The sequence below is a fragment of the Mesorhizobium calcicola genome (assembly GCF_042682105.1).
GTDB lineage: Bacteria > Pseudomonadota > Alphaproteobacteria > Rhizobiales > Rhizobiaceae > Mesorhizobium > Mesorhizobium calcicola.
This window is the reverse complement of record NZ_JBHUGY010000036.1, coordinates 15,364-33,451: the sequence shown is the minus strand read 5'-3', so window position 1 is coordinate 33,451 and position 18,088 is coordinate 15,364. Positions and strand designations below refer to the sequence as shown.

The following is an 18,088-nucleotide window of genomic DNA, read 5'->3' as shown; positions in this document are numbered from 1 at the left end:
AATCCTGCGCAGGTTAATCGGATTCCAGAATATGCATAGACCGTCTCTGGGTTGCTTTGAGCAGATGTATACCAACCAGTGGTAGCAACAACGTAAACAAGACGTCTCAAAACTCAGGATCTGGAAACGCACTGGATACCGCTTCCGCAATAGCGCCCGACTGAGGTGGCCTCCGGCCGAAGCCGGAGGCCACCTCAGGTCAGATGACCAGGCCCTTGGTCAGTTCAAGTGCCTGTCGCTCGAACAGCCGGCGGTAGATGCCGCCCTTCAGCCGGATCAGCTCGCCATGCGAGCCTTCCTCGACGATGTCGCCGCGATCGAAGACCAGCAGCCTGTCGAGCGCCCGCACCGTCGAAAGCCGGTGCGCGATGACCAGCGTCGTGCGGCCGACCATCAGCCGCTCCATTGCTTGCTGGATCAGCACTTCCGATTCCGAATCGAGGCTTGATGTCGCCTCGTCCAGGATCAGGATGCGCGCATCGGCAAGGAAAGCGCGCGCGATCGCCACGCGCTGCCGCTCGCCGCCCGACAGTTTTACGCCGCGTTCGCCGACCAGCGTGCCGTAGCCCTTCGGCAGGTTGGCGATGAAGTCGTGCGCACTCGCCAGCTTCGCGGCGTGTTCGATCTCATCCTGCGTCGCTGTCGGCCGGGCATAGGCAATGTTCTCGGCCAGCGACCGGTGGAACAGGATCGGCTCCTGCTGGACGATGGCGATCTGCCCGCGCAGTGACGCTTGCGCCACCTGTGAGATGTCCTGGCCGTCGACCAGGATTTTCCCCGCGTTCACATCATAGAGCCGCTGGATAAGCTTGACGAAAGTCGTTTTGCCCGAACCCGAATGGCCGACGAGCCCGACCCGTTCACCCGGCGCGATATTGACCGAGAAGTCGCGGTAAAGCGGCGATCGATGGTTGCCGTAGTGGAAGGTGACGTTGTCGAAGCTGATGTGGCCTCGCGTGATCCGGATCGGCTTGGCGCCGGGACGGTCTTCGATGCCGAGCGGTTCGGACTGGAAATCGACCAGTTCCTCCATGTCGTTGATCGAGCGCTGCAGGTTGCGGATATGCGTGCCGATATCCCTGAGATAACCCTGCAGCACGAAAAACGAGGTCAGCACGAAGGCGACGTCGCCGGCGCTCGCTTGCCCCCATGACCACAGCATCAGCGCCAGGCCGATCACAGCGGCCCTCATGACCAGCAGCAGCGCCCCTTGCGTGGTGCCGTTGATGGTGCCGCGCACCCAGGTGCGCCGCGTGCGCGCGCGCCATTTGGCGACAACCCTGGCGAGGCGGCGCTCCTCGCGCGCCTCGGCGCCAAAGCCCTTGACCACGGCGTTGCAGCTGACCGCGTCGGCCAGCGAACCGCCGAGGCGCGTGTCCCAAGTGTTGGCGAGCCTTGCCGCCGGTGCGACATAGCCAAGCGACAGCATCGCCGTCACCGTGATGAACAGTACCGAACCGGCGGCGACGACCGCGCCCATCAGCGGCCAGAACCAGCCAAGCAGCAGCGTCGAGCCGACTAGCATGATGACGGACGGCAGCAGCGCGATCAGGATCGTGTCGTTGAGCAGGTCGAGCGCCCACATGCCGCGCGTCACCTTGCGCACGGTCGAACCGGCAAAGCTGTTGGCGTGCCAGTCGGTGGAGAAGCGCTGGACGCGATGGAAGGCGTCAGCGGCGATATCCGCCATCATCTTAAGCGTCAACTCGACGATCGCCATGAACGCAAGGTTGCGCAGCACGACGCCGGTCAATGCCAGGACCATCAGTATCGAAAACGATGTCATCGCCGCATTCCAGGCAACCGCGTCGGCGCCGGCGCTGCTGGCGACGGCGTCGACCAGCCGGCCGGAATAGAGCGGCGTCAAGACGTCGGCCAGCGTCGACAGCAGGAAGCCGCCCATGATGAGCGAAAGCCGCCATGGCTGGCGCCGCCAATGGGTGAGCGTGAAACCAAGAACGCTGCGAAAGGCGCTCGCGCGCAAATCGATCTTAAAACGAGCCATGATGTCATTCGGGCGCAAACGAGCCCGATCCCAGTAAGGTCGAAAATTGAAGAAGCCGCGCAAGGGGCCAATGGTTGCCCAGAATGCGGAGTGGCGTATTTGGCGTCTCGCCCGTTAGCGGGCGGCGACCGGCATCGGCATAAGCCTGTGCTCAATCCGGCATCCGTGCGAAGGGTAAACCTTCGCGGAACGCCTGATGAGACCTAGGCTTCGCGGCCTCGCATTACCATTTGAAATACTGCCATTCGGACCTCCCGCTGAGAATCGCGGAACGGTCCTTATAGAGATGCCCTGATGCATCGCCAAGACGAGCTCTCGCCAAAAGCTCATCTGGTCCAGGCACTGAGGTTATTTTGCAACAATGGTTCGGCGAGCAGTTCTTACGGCACCACGAGATGGGCCTTCCGATCGGCAATCGCGGTCGTCACATCGATGCTACCCTTGCTCTGCCGCGAAGACTAGCCGCGATCCCTGAAACGGTTGGTGATGGGGTAGCGGCGGTCGCGGCCGAAGTTCTTCCTGGTGATCTTCACGCCGGGTGCAGCCTGCCGGCGCTTGTATTCGGCGATGTAGAGCAGGTGCTCGATGCGCGTCACCGTCGCCCGGTCGTGACCGCGTGCAACGATGTCGTCGACCCCCATCTCGTTCTCGACCAGGCATTCGAGGATATCGTCCAGCACCGGATAGGGCGGCAGCGAATCCTGGTCGGTCTGGTTTTCGCGCAACTCCGCCGACGGCGCCTTGTCGATGATGTTCTTCGGGATCACCTCGCCCGAAGGCCCGAGCGCGCCCGGCGGCACGTGGCTGTTGCGCCAGCGCGACAGCGCATAGACCTGCATCTTGTAAAGGTCCTTTATCGGATTGAAGCCGCCATTCATGTCACCGTAGAGCGTGGCATAGCCGACCGACATCTCGCTCTTGTTGCCGGTGGTGACGACCATCGAGCCAAACTTGTTGGAGATCGCCATCAGGATGGTGCCGCGCGCGCGGCTCTGCAAATTCTCCTCGGTGATGCCTTCCTTGGTGCCTTCGAACATCTGCGTCAGTGCGTGCAGGAAGCCTTCGACCGGTTCGAAGATCGGCACGATGTCATAACGGCAGCCAAGCGCGCGGGCGCAGTCCTCGGCATCCTTGAGTGAGTCCTTCGAAGTATAGCGGTAGGGCATCATCACTGCGCGCAAGCGTTCCTCGCCAAGCGCATCGACGGCAAGGGCCGCGCAGATCGCCGAATCGATGCCGCCGGACAGGCCGAGCACGACGTTCTTGAAGCCGTTCTTGTTGACGTAGTCGCGCAGGCCCAGCATGCAGGCGCGGTAGTCTGCCTCCTCCCTGTCCGGGATCTTCGACATCGGCCCTTCCGAGCAGATCCAGCCGCCATCCGTTCGTTTCCAGGTGGTGATGTCGACCGCTTCCTCGAACTGGCTCATCTGGAACGCCAGCGTCTTGTCGGAGCCGATGGCAAACGACGCGCCGTCGAAGATCAGCTCGTCCTGGCCGCCGAGCTGGTTGGCATAGATCATCGGCAGCCCGCATTCGATGACCTGGCGGATGACGACCTGATGGCGGACATCGATCTTGGCGCGATAATAGGGCGACCCGTTCGGCACCAGCAGGATTTCCGCCCCGCTTTCGGCCAGCGTCTCGCAGATGTCGACATCGCCCCAGATGTCCTCGCAGATCGGAACTCCGATCCGCACGCCGCGGAAATTGACCGGCCCCTGGATCTCGGGCCCGGCCTGGAAGACGCGCTTCTCGTCGAATTCGCCATAATTCGGCAGATCGAGCTTGTAGCGCTCGGCGATGATCTTGCCGCCATCGGCGAAGACAATCGAATTGTGCGTGCCGCTCTTGCGCTTCAACGGCGTGCCGATGATGACGCCGGGGCCGCCATCGGCGGTGTCGGCGGCAAAATCCTGTGCCGCTTTTTCGCAGGCCTTCAGGAAGGCCGGCTTCAGCACCAGATCCTCCGGCGGATAGCCGGCGAGGAAAAGCTCGGTATAGAGCACGAGATCGGCGCCCTGGCGGGCGGCATCCGCCCTCGCCTCGCGCGCCTTGGCGAGATTGCCTGATATGTCGCCGACAGTCGGGTTGAGCTGGGCGACGGCTATGCGCAGGATGTCGAGCTTTTTGGTCATGCCTGCTGACTTAGCGCGGCAGAATTCGCCGGGCAATGGCGTTCGGTTGGACCACTCCAGACCGAATACATTCGTGTCCGGACCGAATACCATCTGTCATTCGTGGCTTACCGATCGACGAATGTCGATCGTGGCTTACCGCTTAAAGATGTCAGATCGTGGCTGGGCGACCACGGATCAGTCGTCGCCCATATATTCGCGCAACGCTGCCGGCGAATGGTTTTCGCCGATCGACATCGCCAGGATGCGTGAGATGTGACGGCGCGGCAGGCCCGTCTGCGCCACCCATTCGTTGATCTGGGCCTGGATCTTGTCGAGGTCTCTCTTCGAAGTGGGGCTTTCGGCGATGTCGAGGCCGGCGTCACGAAGGGCTGCCGCCATATCAGCCGAAATGACGAAGGCATCCCAGCCGAGCCAGCGCAGGAAATACTGGCCGGTGTTGCCGCCAAGCCGGCTGCCATGCTTGCCGAGATAGGCCATCAGCCCGACCTGATCATCGGCCGGCCACTCGGCAAGGAAGTTGCCGAAGCCGCCATGCTCTTTCGACACGCGTTCGACGAAGGCCGCGTTGTCGCGAACTGATTTGATCTTCTGCGGGTTGCGCACGATGCGCTGATCGGACGCCAGATCGTGCCAGAAATCGTCTGGCTGGAACAACAGACGCTTCGGCTCGAAATGGAGAAAGGCCTCTTCGAAGCCTTGCCATTTCTGCTCGATGACGCGCCAGACAAAACCGGCGGCAAAGACGCGCTCGGCCATGACAGACAGAATGCGATCGTCCGCGATGTCAGCCACGTCCGCATTGTCTGGCGCCGGCCCCAAAAGCGAGGAAAGCTCCGCCTCGCCGCCCTTGCGTTTTGCGGCGCGCAGGCGAATTTTCTGAAAATCGGCCATCGATCCCTCGCTGTTCGCGACAATGTAACACTTCCCGTGGGAGCCGGCAGCCTCTACCTCTTGGTGCATGTCGCTCAGAAGTGGCCCCGGTTTTGGGGCAACGACATGCACAAGAACAAAGACCTAAAGCGCGTCGCCTGAATCCGTTTCAACGCGACGCTTTAGGGCAAGCCAAGCCCTTGGAGACGGCCATGAACAAGACGATCGACGACCTGGCGAACCGCTGGCTCAAGCGACAGCCGGACGGGCTCAGCCAGCTCGAAAACCGGGTGCTGCAATCGACGCTCGAACGCACCACCATCTCGCGGGACACCAACAAGGCTGTAGCTTTCCACCAGACCTTCGGCGACCGTCTCGCCGATACGATCGCGCGGATCGGCGGCTCGTGGTCCTTCATCCTGACCTTCATCGCCTTTCTGATCCTGTGGACCGCAGGCAATGTCTGGCTCTTGTCGCGCGACGCTTTCGACCCCTACCCGTTCATCTTCCTCAACCTCGTGCTGTCGATGATCGCTGCCTTGCAGGCGCCGGTGATCATGATGGCGCAGAACCGCCAGACCGAACGCGACCGCATCGACGCCGCCCACGATTATGAGGTCAACCTGAAGGCCGAGATCGAGATCATGGCGCTGCATGAAAAGCTGGACGAACTCCGCCACGGCCAGATTCTCGGCATGCGCGACGAGATCGTGCGGCTGGCCGACCTCGTCAGGCAGATCGACGAAAGGCTGTCGCAGCAGCAATCGCCTTCATGACCGACACGGTCCATCACCTCATCGAACAATACGGCCTGCTGGCCGTCTTTCTCGGCTGCGTCGCCGAGGGCGAAAGTGCTGCCATCCTCGGTGGCTTCTTCGCGCACCAGCAAGTCTTCGTGCTGTGGCACGCCTTCCTCGCGGCCGCCCTTGGCGCCTTCGTCGGCGACACCTTCTTCTTCATTCTTGGACGAAGCTTTGCCGACCATCCTTATGTCGTCAGGTTGCGCAAGCGGCCCGGCTTTCGCCGTGCCTTTCGCCTGCTCAATACCCATCCCGACATTTTCGTGCTGTCGAACCGCTATGTCTACGGCATGCGCCTTGTCGGTGGCGTCGCGGCCGGCCTTTCCAACATCGCAGCACCCCGCTTCGTCATCCTCAACGCCATTTCATCGACGACCTGGGCGGTGCTGTTCAGCACCATCGGCTATGTCTTTGGGCTGGGGGCCGAACACTTCATCGGCCAGGCATTGATGCGTCACGAGCGGTTGCTGGTCGGGCTCGGCATCGGCTTGACGGTGGCGATCCTTGCCTGGTTCGTCGCCCGGCATGTCGCCAGGAAAGAACGTGCCAAAGAGACTTGATCCGGACGTGCTTGAGATTCAGGTCAGGCCGCGCCGAGAATGGCGGATTCCGAGAACCGGAACGGAGCGTACTTTTGGGTACGTGAGTACCGGAAGCGCAGGAAGCCGGCATTCGCAGGCCGGCATCACCTGAATATCTAGCACGTCTAGTCGATGCCGAGCGCCTGATCACCCCGATCGAGGATCAGAGGGATGATCAAATCTTCTTCGTCGGCAAGATGCCGGGTCAGCATGGCGATCAGCCGGCTGTTTTCATCGGCATAGGCGTCGGCGGCGAAGCGCTGTCTGTCCTCGCTCTCCTGAAGCGTCTTGATGAAGGCGTTGGCGGCCTCGGCATTGCGCTCCAGCCCTTCGTGGATGGTGTGGTGATCGGCATCGAGGATCTCGAAACCGCGCTTCAGCCGTGTTTCCGCCTTGGCGAACACCGGGAAATAGTGATGATCCTCGACATTGTGGTGGCCATCGAGGTTGCCGAGAAAATGGTTGAGGCGCGGCGCGAACCAGCGCGCGAAGTCGGGCGCCGTCAGCCTGCCCTCGCGGTAGTCGCCGATGCCCTTGGTCAGCATGCCGCCGAGTTCGCGGAACATGTCGTGCCGCTGCAGCCACATATTGGCAATGCCGTGGATGTTGGCGTGGCCCTGCCAGTCTTCACGCGGGTATTTTTGCGCCAGCCAGCGCAGATCGTCCGGCAGGCCGGCTCGCTCGAGCAGGGGAAGAACGGTGGCGTCCGACATGACAGTCTCCTCAGACCATGATCCCGAGAAATGGGTTTTTCGGGATGGATCATGGTCGGGATCAGGTGGTGGTGACCGTCATATAGGAGCCGGGATGCTAGATCGGTAGCCCGATGATGCGTTCGATGATGGCGATGCCCCAGACGCCGGCGACGATGACCACCGAAATCAGCACCGCCAGCGAACCGCAATCCTTGGCCAGCTGGATATCGACATTGAACTCGCGGCTGAAGGCGTCGCAGGCCGCCTCGATGCCGGTGTTCAGCACCTCGACCATGATCAGCAACAGCACCGCGCCGATCAGCAAGGCATAGCCGCGCCACGAGATCGAAACGAACCAGCCGAGCGGCAAGGCGAGCGCGAGCAGCATCAGCTCCTGCTGAAAAGCCTTCTCGCTGACAGCCAGCTTGCGAAACGCCCGCACCGAATTGAAAAAAGCGTCGATCAGCCGCTGCATGCCAAACCCCTTTCCGAATCACCGGCACGGGATAATGCAATGGCTGGCCAGATCAATGGAATAAGGCGAGTTGTCCAAGATTCATTCGGCGACCGGTATGGACGGCGTCGACTTTTCAAACTGCGGCAGCCCGTCGTTGATCGAGTAATAGTCGCCCTTGTCGCCGACGAAGATATGGCATCCGCCCTCCAGGCCCGTCGGCCTGTCGAACGATCCCGCCATGACCGAAATGTAGTTCTGGTCTCTTGGCTTCCAGAACAGCAGCGACCCGCATGCCTTGCAAAAACCACGCCTGGCGAAGGTAGACGCTTCGTACCAAGTGATGCTTTCCGCGCCCTCGATCGCGATGTCGATGTCCGCGACATTGGTCGCGGCGTAGAAATGTCCGCTTTGCTTCCTGCATTGCGAGCAATGACAATAGACGACGCCGCGCAGCGCTCCACGCGTTCTGAAGCGAACCGCTCCGCACAGACACGATCCCAGGTGACTGTCACTCATTTCGACCCTCCTTGAAGAAAACTCTGCCTGACATCAGCATCGTCGTCAGGATTCCAGCTTTGCGATGGCCATACGCAAGCAAATGCGACATTTGCTGGTGAAATTAAGTTTCATTTTTCAGCAGCGTGATGCTCGAATTTCGCATTCGAAGCCACCAAACTGGCATCATCCCGGATGAGCTGGCGTTCATCCCGGATTGTTGGTACGCAAATTAATGCTTCTACAGCCGCGGGGAGAGAAAAACCTGTCGAGGCTCAACGGATTAAGGAAACTTTAGCGCTCCCGCATTTATTGTCACGGCGAGCGAAGGTCGTGGGTGGGGACGCATCCCTTCGCAAGGTGTTCTGAACTATCGGATAGTGTTCCCATGTCGGCGACAAATGGAACCCGCTAATTCTGCGCGGAATCCGAGGGGAAGAGTGCTCAGAACATGCAGCCGGCAGCCGTCCCGACCGAACGAAGCGCCGATATGGCGGCCACTGTTGTCGCCACAATGCGCCAGTTGGGCGTACTCGGCCTGCCGCGCAACTACGAGATTTTCTATGAGGCACTGAGCGGCACCAATCGCGAGCTCAGCCTCGCCGTCGTTTCGCTGAGCAACCGGCCGACACAGGATGAACTGGACCAGATCGGCCGCGCCTTCTTTGCCCATAACCATGGCCCCGGGATCGTCGAGCATGCCAGGGACGTGATTGCCAGGGAGCTTGAGGAGGTCGCTTCGCTGCTGAGGAGCGAGCGCAGCCACATCGAGAAATACGGCAGGATCCTCGATGAGACGTCGAGCGGACTAAGCAACCGCAGCCTTCTCTCCCAGGATCTTTTGCACAAGATCGCCAACGCCATGTCGATTGCCACCGATTCGACGATCGATCACGGCAAGCAGGTGGCCTCGACGCTTCGCGACAAGACGGCCGAACTCGAGAGCGTCAAGTCGAAGCTCGAGGAATACAAGCGGCTGGCCGACACCGATCCGTTGACCCATATCTGGAATCGCCGCGCCTTCGATAAGGAAATCACCAGGATCTACAACAGCAACAAGGGTATCCTGTTCAACGCCTTGATCCTTGCCGACATCGATCGCTTCAAGGACATCAACGACCGCTACGGCCACCCGGTCGGCGACAAGATCATTCAGATCATCGCCGACATTTTTCGGACCAGCATTCGCGGCGACATGTTCGTCGCCCGCACCGGCGGCGAGGAGTTCGCGCTGATCATCGAGGGTACCAGCGAGGACGCCACCTACGAGATCGCGGAGCGTATCCGCGCCCTGATCGAGCAGACGCCGTTCACCAGCAGCCAGACCGGCACGAACTATGGCACCGTCACCGTCTCGATGGGCATCTGCATGGCATCCGAGGCCGAGGGGCCCGAGGATCTCTACACCAAGGCCGACCGGGCGCTCTATCGCTCCAAGGTCAGCGGCCGCAACCGCGTGACCAAGCATTCGACGATGGCCGGTCGCGCCGGCAAGAGCTGGCTGCTCTACAAGAAGGACTGAGCGCCGCTCGTCTTTCGATCCGCCACCGTTCCGCGCGTGACCCCAAGGGCGCCAACATTGCGTTGCTGACGTGCCGTGGCTTTGCCAAGGCCAAGCCAATCGAGCGACAGACCTGGCGTCAACCTTCAGGCCGAAATCGAGCTCAACCGTTCGCAACCTGCTTGTGCTGCACCGGGTGGCTCTTCTTCAACAGATCCGAGACCAGGAACGCCAGTTCGATCGCCTGGTCGGCGTTCAGGCGTGGATCGCAGTGGGTGTGGTAGCGGTCCTGCAATTCCTCGGCGGTGATGGCGCGGGCGCCACCGGTGCACTCGGTGACGTTCTTGCCGGTCATTTCGACATGGATGCCGCCCGGATGCGTGCCTTCGGCGCGGTGCACCTCGAAGAAGGTCTGCACCTCCTTGAGGATGCGGTCGAACGGCCGGGTCTTGTAACCGGCGGCCTCGATCGTGTTGCCGTGCATCGGGTCGGACGACCACACCACGCTGCGGCCTTCCTTCTGCACCGCGCGCACCAGCTTCGGCAGATGGTCCGCAACCTTGTCGGAGCCGAAGCGTGCGATCAGCGTCAGCCGACCAGGCTCGTTCTCCGGGTTGAGCAGATCGATCAGCTCCAGCAATCCATCCGGCGTCAGCGACGGACCGCACTTCAGGCCAAGCGGATTCTTGATGCCGCGGCAATATTCGACATGCGCATGGTCGGGCTGGCGGGTTCGATCGCCGATCCAGATCATATGGCCCGACGTGGCGTACCAGTCGCCGGAGGTCGAATCGACACGGGTCAGCGCCTCCTCGTAGCCGAGCAGCAGCGCCTCGTGGCTGGTGTAGAAATCGGTCTCGCGCAGCGCGTAGTTGGTTTCCGAGGTGATGCCTACAGCCTTCATGAAGTCCATCGTTTCGGTGATGCGGTTGGCGAGGGACTCATACTTCTCGCCTTGCGGGCTGTCGGAGACGAAGCCGAGCATCCAGCTATGCACATTCTCCAGGCTGGCATAACCGCCCTGGGCGAAGGCGCGCAAAAGGTTGAGCGTCGCCGCCGACTGGCGATACGCCATTTCCTGCCGGGCCGGATCGGGAATGCGCGACTTGGCATCGAACTCGATGCCGTTGATGATGTCGCCGCGATAGCTGGGCAGCGTCACATCGCCCTTGGTCTCGTTGTCGGACGAACGCGGCTTGGCGAACTGGCCGGCAACGCGGCCGACCTTCACCACCGGCTGCGCGCCGGCAAAGGTCAGCACCACCGACATCTGCAGGAAGACGCGGAAGAAGTCGCGGATGTTGTCCGCGCCATGTTCGGCAAAACTCTCGGCGCAATCGCCGCCCTGGAGGAGGAAGGCGTCACCGGCAGCGACCGCCGCCAACTGCTTCTTCAGCTTGCGCGCCTCACCTGCAAAAACCAGCGGCGGAAAGGTGGCGAGCTGGGCTTCCGTGTTCTTCAGCGCGGCAAGGTCCGGATAGGCAGGAACCTGCTTGATCGGCATCGTTCTCCACGAATTCGGCGACCATTTCGTCATCGCTGCACCCAACGCTCTTTCCGAGCAATTCCAGGAAAAGCGTGAAACGGTTTTCCGTCCGGAATTGCGTCAAACAACAAAGCGGGCACCATCGCCCGCCAATCCGCCCCATATGGGGATCGCGGCTCCATACACGAAGCCGATTTCCTATTCTAGACCGGATTTGGCCGCGTGGCGAATGCAGCGCCTGGCGAGAGCGGTGTCCCGATCGCTGTTTTACGCAGCCTTCTCCACCAGCCGCGCCAGTTGCGTCATGACGACCGCTGAGCCCGCCAGCCGCTTTTCGGCCGTCGGCCAGTCGCGCGCGAACACGACGCTGTGGTCGGGCCGGATCTTGGCCAGCGAACCCTGCTCGCCAATGAACCTGACCAGCCCGACCGGGTTGGAGAATTCGCGTTTGCGGAAATGGATGACGACGCCCTTCGGCCCGGCGTCGAGTTTTTCGACATTAGCCTTGCGGCAGAGCGCCTTGATGAAGACGATCTTCAAGAGATGCTTCACCTCCTCGGGCAGCGGGCCGAAGCGGTCGATCAGCTCGGCGCCGAAGGCATCGATCTCCTCAGTGTTTTCGAGGTCGCCGAGGCGGCGGTAGAGCGCCAGCCTGAGCTGCAGGTCCGGCACATAGCTTTCCGGGATCATCACCGCCGTGCCGACGGCGATCTGCGGCGACCAGCCGCCGTCCTGGACTTCGCCGGAATCCTTCACCTCGGCAACGGCCTCCTCCAGCATCTGCTGGTAGAGCTCGAAACCGACCTCCTTGATGTGGCCGGACTGTTCTTCACCGAGAAGATTGCCGGCGCCTCTGATATCGAGGTCGTGGCTGGCCAGCTGGAAGCCGGCGCCCAGCGTGTCGAGCGACTGCAACACCTTCAGCCGGCGCTCGGCGGTGTCGGTCAGCTTGCGGTTGGCCGGCAGCGTGAACAGCGCATAGGCACGCACCTTCGAGCGTCCGACGCGGCCGCGCAGCTGGTAGAGCTGCGATAGCCCGAACATGTCGGCGCGATGGATGATCAGCGTGTTGGCGGTCGGGATGTCGAGGCCGGATTCGACGATAGTCGTCGACAAAAGCACGTCGTACTGGCCGTCGTAGAAGGCATTCATGATGTCGTCGAGTTCGCCCGGCGGCATCTGGCCATGGGCCACCGCCACTTTCAACTCCGGCACGGATTCTCTCAGGAAATCATGGATTTCCGCCAGATCGCTGATGCGGGGAACGACATAGAAGGAGTGGCCGCCGCGATAGCGCTCCCGAAGCAGCGTCTCGCGGATGACCAGCGGATCGAAGGGCGAGATGAAGGTGCGCACCGCCATGCGGTCGACCGGCGGCGTGGCGATCAGCGACAGTTCGCGCACCCCGGTCAGCGCCAGTTGCAGCGTGCGCGGTATCGGCGTCGCCGACAGCGTCAGCACGTGGACATCGGTCTTCAGATCCTTCAGCCGTTCCTTGTGCTTGACGCCAAAGTGCTGCTCCTCGTCGATGATCAAAAGGCCGAGGTTCTTGAACGAGATCGAGGCGCCAAGCAGCGCGTGGGTGCCGACGACGATGTCGACCTGGCCCTCGGTGATGCCTTTCTTGGTCTCGGCCAGTTCCTTGGCGCCGACCAGCCGCGACGCCTGGGCGACCCGGATCGGCAGGCCGGAAAAACGCTGCGAAAAGGTCTTGAAGTGCTGGCGCGACAACAGCGTGGTCGGCACCACCACCGCCACCTGAAAGCCTTCCATCGCCGCGATGAAGGCGGCCCGCAGCGCGACTTCCGTCTTGCCGAAGCCGACATCGCCACAGATCAGCCGGTCCATCGGCTTGCCGGCGCCAAGGTCATCGCGGACCGAATCGATCGCCGTTTGCTGGTCGTCTGTCTCCTCGTAGGGGAAGCGGGCGGCGAACTCACCATAGAGGCTGTCCGCCGGCACCAGCGCCGGTGCGGCGCGCATCTGCCGTTCGGCGGCGATGCGGATCAGTTGCCCGGCCATGTCGAGCAGGCGTTTCTTCAGCCGCGCCTTGCGCGACTGCCAGGCGCCGCCGCCGAGCTTGTCCAGCGTCGCCTCGGCCGAATCCGAGCCGTAGCGCGACAGCAGCTCGATGTTTTCGACCGGCAGGAACAGCCGGTCGTCGCCGGCATAGTGGATTTCCAGGCAGTCATGCGGCGCGCCGACCGCCTCGATGGTGCGCAGGCCGATGAAACGGCCAATGCCATGGTCGGCGTGGACGACGATGTCGCCGGCCGACAGTGCGGAGGCTTCGGCGATGAAGTCGGAGGCCCGCTTCTTGCGCTTCGAACGCCGGATCAGCCGGTCGCCGAGAATGTCCTGTTCGGCGACGACGACCAGTCTTCCGGTCTCGAAACCGGATTCCAGTGGCAGCACGGCAAGAGCCGCCTGCCCCGGCTCGAGCTGTTCGGCTTCCGCTAGCGTGGCGACCTGCTTGAGATTGCCGAGATGGTGCTCGCCAAGGATCTGGCCAAGCCGGTCGAGCGAACCTTCGGTCCAGCCGGCAATGACGACGCGGCGGCGCGCCGCGCGCTCGTCGGCGATGTGCCTGACGACGACGTCGAAGACATTGACGCCGGGATCGGCACGCTCCTCGACGAAGCTGCGGCCATGGCGCGAGCCGGCGTGATAGACCTTCTTCGCGCCGGCATCGGGTGCGTCGAACGGCGTGAAATCGATCGCCTCACGCGGCCCGAGCGACGCGATCAGGTTTTCCGGCGAGAGATAGAGCAGGTCCGGCGGCACCGGCTTGTAGGGCACGGCATCCTTGAGCGCGCCGTCGGCCTGCTTTCTCCGCGCTTCGTAGTGGTCGAGGATCAGCGTGTGTCGTTCCGCCAGCGCCTCATGCGCCAGATGATCGAACACAACAGGTGTGTCCGGCAGATAGTCGAACACAGTCTCCAGCCGCTCGTAGAAGAACGGCAACCAGTGTTCCATGCCGGCAAAGCGTCGTCCTTCGCTGACCGCCGCATAGAGCCCGTCGTCGCGCTGGGGTGCGCCAAAGGCTTCGATGTGGGAGCGGCGGAAGCGGCTGATGGTATCGGGCGTCAGCGCCACTTCGCTCATCGCCTGCAGCGCCATCGACTTGCGCTGGCCGGTGGTGCGCTGCGTGGCGGCGTCGAAGACGCGGATCGATTCCAGCGTGTCGCCGAAGAAATCGAGCCTGAGCGCCTCGGTCCAGCCGGGGGCGAACAGGTCGAGAATGCCGCCGCGCACGGCGAATTCACCGATGCCACGCACGGTAGGCACGCGCTCGAAACCGGACGTTTCCAGCCGCGACACCAGCGCGTTCATGTCGATCTGGTTGCCGGGCCTGGCGTGGAAGGTCTGTGCCTCGACCAGGCCGGCCGGCGGAATGCGCTGCAGCAATGCATTGGCGGTGGTCAGGATGACGGCGCGGTGCGGCTTCTTCTCCAGCGCGATCATCGCCGTCAATGCATCGAGCCGCTTGGCGGCGGCATCCGAGCCGGGCGAAACGCGGTCGTAGGGCAAGCAATCCCAAGCCGGCAGTTCGAGAACCGGCAGGCCGGGCGCCGCGAAGGACAGCGCCTCGATGATCGCCGGCAGACGCTGGCCGTCGCGCGCCACGAACAGCACCGGCTTGTCGGGCGCGATCTCGAGTGCCGCCTGCACCAGCGCAAAGGCTTCGTAACCGTCGGCGACGCCGTCGACGATGAACTGGCCGGCGCGACCTTTCGGCAGACCGATGGTGGGAATGAGGCTCATCAAATCACGGTCTTGTTTGTCGCAATTCCGGGCGGAAAACCGCTTCGCACTTTTCCTGGAATTGCTTGTGTTCAGAATGTCATGGAGTGGCGGAAAGCCAGGATCTTTTGCAGGACGGCACTATCCATATCCTGGGGAACCGGGCGTTCGCCGGTGACCATGGGCAGGAATTCGGTGTCGGGAATGTCGAGGAGCCTCTCATATTGGTCGATTTCGTCGCCGGTCAAGGCGCCGATCTCGGCGTCGGCAAAGGTGCCGAGGATCAGGTCCATCTCGCGCATGCCGCGATGCCAGGAGCGAAACAAAAGCTTGCGGCGGCGGGCGTCCAGCCCTTCGCTTGATCTCGTCGTCCCGGTCATCGTGCTGCATCCTCACTTGCTGCGGCGCATATAGCGTGGATAGAAGGGGCTGTCAGCCTTGCGCTGAGGCCGTCGCGACATAAGCTGACATCATGCGTCCTTCCATCCTCGATCCGTTGTTTGTCCCGATCACCTCGCTGGCCGGCGTGGGACCGAAGGTCGGCGCGCTGATCGAGAAAGTCGTGACGGCCGATCTCGGTGATCGCGCCGCGCGCGCCGGCGACCTTCTGTTCGTGCTGCCGCACACCGTCATCGACCGCCGCAACCGGCCGGGCATCGCGCTCGCCGCCGAAGGCGCGATCGTCACGCTTGAGGTGCGTATCGACCGCCACCAGCCGCCGCCGCGTGGCAACAGGTCGGTGCCCTACCGGGTCTACGCCCATGACGACAGCGGCGAGATCGCACTGACTTTCTTCCATGCCCATGCCTCCTATCTCGAAAAGGCGATGCCCGAGGGCGAGCATGTCGTGGTCTCCGGTCGCATGGAATGGTTCAACGGCCGCCCGACCATGGTCCACCCCGACCATATCGCGCTGGCCAGCGAAGCGGAAAACCTGCCGCTGGTTGAGCCGGTCTATCCACTCACCACCGGGCTTTCGGGCAAGGTGCTGCGCCGGGCGATCGGCCAGGCGCTGGCGCGCTTGCCCGCATTGGCCGAATGGCAGGACGGCGCCTTCATGCGCCGGCACACCTTTCCGGCCTTTGGCGATGCGCTCGCCCGCATCCACAACCCGGCCGACCCGATCGACGTCTCCATTGACGGCGCCGCGTGGCGGCGCCTCGCCTATGACGAGTTTCTGGCGGGCCAGGTCTCGCTGGCGCTGGTGCGGGCAAAAATCCGCCGCCTGTCCGGCCGCCCCCTGGTCGGCGACGGCAGCATCGTCGAGAAACTGCGTGCCGCACTCCCCTATTCGCTGACCGCGAGCCAGGAATTCGCACTGGCCGAAATCAATGCCGATCTCGCCGATCCCGAACGCATGCTGCGGCTTCTGCAGGGCGATGTCGGCTCCGGCAAGACGGTCGTCGCGCTGCTGGCCATGGCGCGTGCGGTCGAGGCCGGTGGCCAGGCAGCACTCATGGCGCCGACCGAAATCCTGGCCCGCCAGCATCTGGCGACGATCGCGCCACTTGCCGCCAAGGTCGGGCTGCGCATCGCTATCCTGACAGGCCGCGAGAAAGGCCGCGAGCGCACCGACACGCTGACCGGTCTGGCGAGCGGCGAGATCGACATCGTCGTCGGCACGCACGCCCTGTTCCAGGAGACCGTCACATTCCACGATCTGGTCTTCGCCGTCATCGACGAACAGCATCGTTTCGGCGTCCACCAGCGGCTCGCCATCACTGCCAAGGGCGATGCGCCCGACATGCTGGTGATGACCGCCACGCCGATCCCGCGCACGCTGGTCCTGACCGCCTTCGGCGACATGGACGTGTCGAAGCTGACGGAGAAGCCGGCCGGCCGCCAGCCGATCCGCACCGTCACGCTGCCGCTCGAGCGGCTCGACGAACTGGTCGGCCGCATGGTGGATGCCGTCGCCGGCGGCCAGAAGATCTACTGGATCTGTCCGCTGGTCGAGGAATCCGAAGAGATCAAGCTGATGTCGGCCGAGGACCGCTTCGCCTCGCTGCAGCCGCTGTTTGGTGACCGGATCGGCCTTGTCCATGGCCGCATGAAGGGTGCCGACAAGGACGAGGCGATGCGCGCCTTCAAGCAGGGCGAGACACGCATCCTGATCGCCACCACCGTGATCGAGGTCGGCGTCGACGTGCCGGACGCCACGGTTATGGTCATCGAACATGCCGAGCGCTTCGGCCTTGCCCAGTTGCACCAGTTGCGTGGGCGGGTCGGGCGCGGCGACAAGCCTTCCTCTTGCGTGCTGCTCTACAAGGACCCGCTCGGCGAGACCGCAAAACGCCGGCTGTCGGTGATGCGCGAGACCGAGGACGGATTCCTGATCGCGGAAGAAGACCTGAAGTTGCGCGGCGAAGGCGAATTGCTGGGCACCCGCCAGTCAGGCACGCCGGGTTTCCAGGTGGCACGCATCGAGGCGCATGCCGACCTTTTAGAGGCCGCCCGCGACGACGCCAAGCTGATCCTGTCTCGCGACCCGGAGCTGCAATCCGAGCGTGGCGAGGCGTTGCGCCTGTTGCTTTACTTGTTCGGCCGCGACGAAGCCGTGCGGCTGCTGCGCGCCGGCTGAGCCAAGGCGGCAACCGACGGGTTGGCAAGCACTCCATCGATCGGCTCGCCGTTCACGACGACCATTTGCTTGACCTCGGGCGCCACCAGCCCGGCGGAAACGATCAGCTTGGCGCCGTCCTCGATCGTCATGTCGAGCAGCACGATGTCGGACTTCGGCACATACATGAGAAAACCGGTCGTGGGATTCGGCGTGCAGGGCATGAACACCGCGATCAGCGGATCGCCGGCCTGGTCGAGCTTCTGGTTGATCTCGGTCTCCTTCTCGCTGGCGACGAACACCAGCGACCAGACGCCTTTGCGCGGATATTCGACCAGCCCGACCTGCCGGAACATATCCCCCTTGTTCGACAGCACGGTCTCGAAAATCTGCTTCAGCGAGCCATAGATGCCGCGCACCAGCGGCATGCGGCCAAGCAGGCGCTCGCCGAAGTTGACGATGGCGCGGCCGACAATGTTGGCCGTCAGGAAACCGATCAGCGTGATCAGGATCAAGGCGACGATCAGCCCGAAACCCGGGACCGGAAACGGCAGGTAGGTGTCCGGGCTGTAGCGTGCCGGAATATAGGGCTTCACCCAGGAATCGACCCAGCCGATGAACGACCAGGCGATATAGGCGGTGATCGCCAGCGGCGCGCAGACGACGAAGCCCGTGAGGAAATAGTTTCTCAGCCGGGTCATGCCGGAGGTCTTGGGAGCGTCGGACATGGTTCACCGGAGACGCGGGTTGCAGCGC

At 62.8% G+C, this 18,088-nt stretch carries 14 protein-coding genes; 4 read left to right on the top strand and 10 right to left on the bottom strand.

The features are described 5' to 3' along the window. Window positions 1-199: 199 nt before the first annotated feature. The 3 genes from ACFSQT_RS23860 to ACFSQT_RS23850 all read right to left on the bottom strand — a co-directional run bounded on the left by ACFSQT_RS23860 (window position 200) and on the right by ACFSQT_RS23850 (window position 5,034). Window positions 200-2,005 (bottom strand): ABC transporter ATP-binding protein, encoded by a 1,806-nt coding sequence (locus tag ACFSQT_RS23860; protein WP_379022752.1) that lies wholly within the window; start codon window positions 2,003-2,005, stop codon window positions 200-202. A gap of 458 nt (window positions 2,006-2,463) precedes the next feature. Next, window positions 2,464-4,140: an NAD+ synthase gene (locus ACFSQT_RS23855; protein ID WP_379022750.1), complete on the bottom strand. Its 1,677-nt coding sequence runs from the start codon at window positions 4,138-4,140 to the stop codon at window positions 2,464-2,466. 177 nt (window positions 4,141-4,317) lie between these two features. After that, window positions 4,318-5,034: a DNA-3-methyladenine glycosylase I gene (locus ACFSQT_RS23850; RefSeq protein ID WP_379022748.1), complete on the bottom strand. Its 717-nt coding sequence runs from the start codon at window positions 5,032-5,034 to the stop codon at window positions 4,318-4,320. Window positions 5,035-5,225: 191 nt separating this feature from the next. Between ACFSQT_RS23850 and ACFSQT_RS23845 the strand changes: the two genes are divergently transcribed. Both ACFSQT_RS23845 and ACFSQT_RS23840 read left to right on the top strand, forming a co-directional pair. Continuing rightward, the gene (locus ACFSQT_RS23845; RefSeq protein WP_379022746.1) at window positions 5,226-5,789 is read left to right on the top strand and encodes a DUF1003 domain-containing protein; all 564 of its coding nucleotides are present in this window, start codon (window positions 5,226-5,228) and stop codon (window positions 5,787-5,789) included. Continuing rightward, the gene (locus tag ACFSQT_RS23840) at window positions 5,786-6,373 is read left to right on the top strand and encodes a DedA family protein (RefSeq protein ID WP_379022744.1); all 588 of its coding nucleotides are present in this window, start codon (window positions 5,786-5,788) and stop codon (window positions 6,371-6,373) included. The genes ACFSQT_RS23845 and ACFSQT_RS23840 overlap by 4 nt, the downstream gene beginning before the upstream one ends. A 146-nt stretch (window positions 6,374-6,519) precedes the next feature. Here ACFSQT_RS23840 and ACFSQT_RS23835 read toward each other — a convergent pair whose 3' ends face one another. The 3 genes from ACFSQT_RS23835 to ACFSQT_RS23825 form a co-directional block, all read right to left on the bottom strand. Beyond that, window positions 6,520-7,107, bottom strand: a complete 588-nt coding sequence (locus ACFSQT_RS23835; RefSeq protein WP_379022742.1) for a hemerythrin domain-containing protein — start codon at window positions 7,105-7,107, stop codon at window positions 6,520-6,522. Between the two features lie 97 nt (window positions 7,108-7,204). Continuing rightward, window positions 7,205-7,564 (bottom strand): diacylglycerol kinase, encoded by a 360-nt coding sequence (locus ACFSQT_RS23830; protein ID WP_379022740.1) that lies wholly within the window; start codon window positions 7,562-7,564, stop codon window positions 7,205-7,207. Between the two features lie 81 nt (window positions 7,565-7,645). Continuing rightward, window positions 7,646-8,062: a GFA family protein gene (locus ACFSQT_RS23825; RefSeq protein ID WP_379022738.1), complete on the bottom strand. Its 417-nt coding sequence runs from the start codon at window positions 8,060-8,062 to the stop codon at window positions 7,646-7,648. A 430-nt stretch (window positions 8,063-8,492) separates the two neighbouring features. Between ACFSQT_RS23825 and ACFSQT_RS23820 the strand changes: the two genes are divergently transcribed. Then, a complete protein-coding gene (locus ACFSQT_RS23820; RefSeq protein WP_379022736.1) occupies window positions 8,493-9,563 on the top strand; it encodes a GGDEF domain-containing protein in 1,071 nt (356 codons plus the stop codon). A 142-nt stretch (window positions 9,564-9,705) separates the two neighbouring features. Here the strand turns inward: ACFSQT_RS23820 and ACFSQT_RS23815 are convergent, their stop codons facing one another. The 3 genes from ACFSQT_RS23815 to ACFSQT_RS23805 form a co-directional block, all read right to left on the bottom strand. After that, window positions 9,706-11,079 (bottom strand): class II 3-deoxy-7-phosphoheptulonate synthase, encoded by a 1,374-nt coding sequence (locus ACFSQT_RS23815; RefSeq protein WP_379022889.1) that lies wholly within the window; start codon window positions 11,077-11,079, stop codon window positions 9,706-9,708. A 216-nt stretch (window positions 11,080-11,295) separates the two neighbouring features. Next, window positions 11,296-14,793, bottom strand: coding sequence for a transcription-repair coupling factor (gene mfd / locus ACFSQT_RS23810; protein WP_379022734.1), 3,498 nt, complete (start codon window positions 14,791-14,793; stop codon window positions 11,296-11,298). Window positions 14,794-14,864: 71 nt separating this feature from the next. After that, window positions 14,865-15,152 (bottom strand): succinate dehydrogenase assembly factor 2, encoded by a 288-nt coding sequence (locus ACFSQT_RS23805; protein ID WP_379022732.1) that lies wholly within the window; start codon window positions 15,150-15,152, stop codon window positions 14,865-14,867. A gap of 92 nt (window positions 15,153-15,244) precedes the next feature. Here ACFSQT_RS23805 and recG point away from each other — a divergent pair, with 92 nt between their 5' ends. Further along, window positions 15,245-17,353 (top strand): ATP-dependent DNA helicase RecG, encoded by a 2,109-nt coding sequence (gene recG, locus ACFSQT_RS23800; RefSeq protein ID WP_379022730.1) that lies wholly within the window; start codon window positions 15,245-15,247, stop codon window positions 17,351-17,353. On the opposite strand, the gene ACFSQT_RS23795 is transcribed toward recG, so the two are convergent. Further along, entirely contained in the window at window positions 17,305-18,060 is a 756-nt protein-coding gene (locus tag ACFSQT_RS23795) for a DUF502 domain-containing protein (RefSeq protein ID WP_379022728.1), read from the bottom strand. The genes recG and ACFSQT_RS23795 overlap by 49 nt on opposite strands. Between the last annotated feature and the right edge of the window lie 28 nt (window positions 18,061-18,088).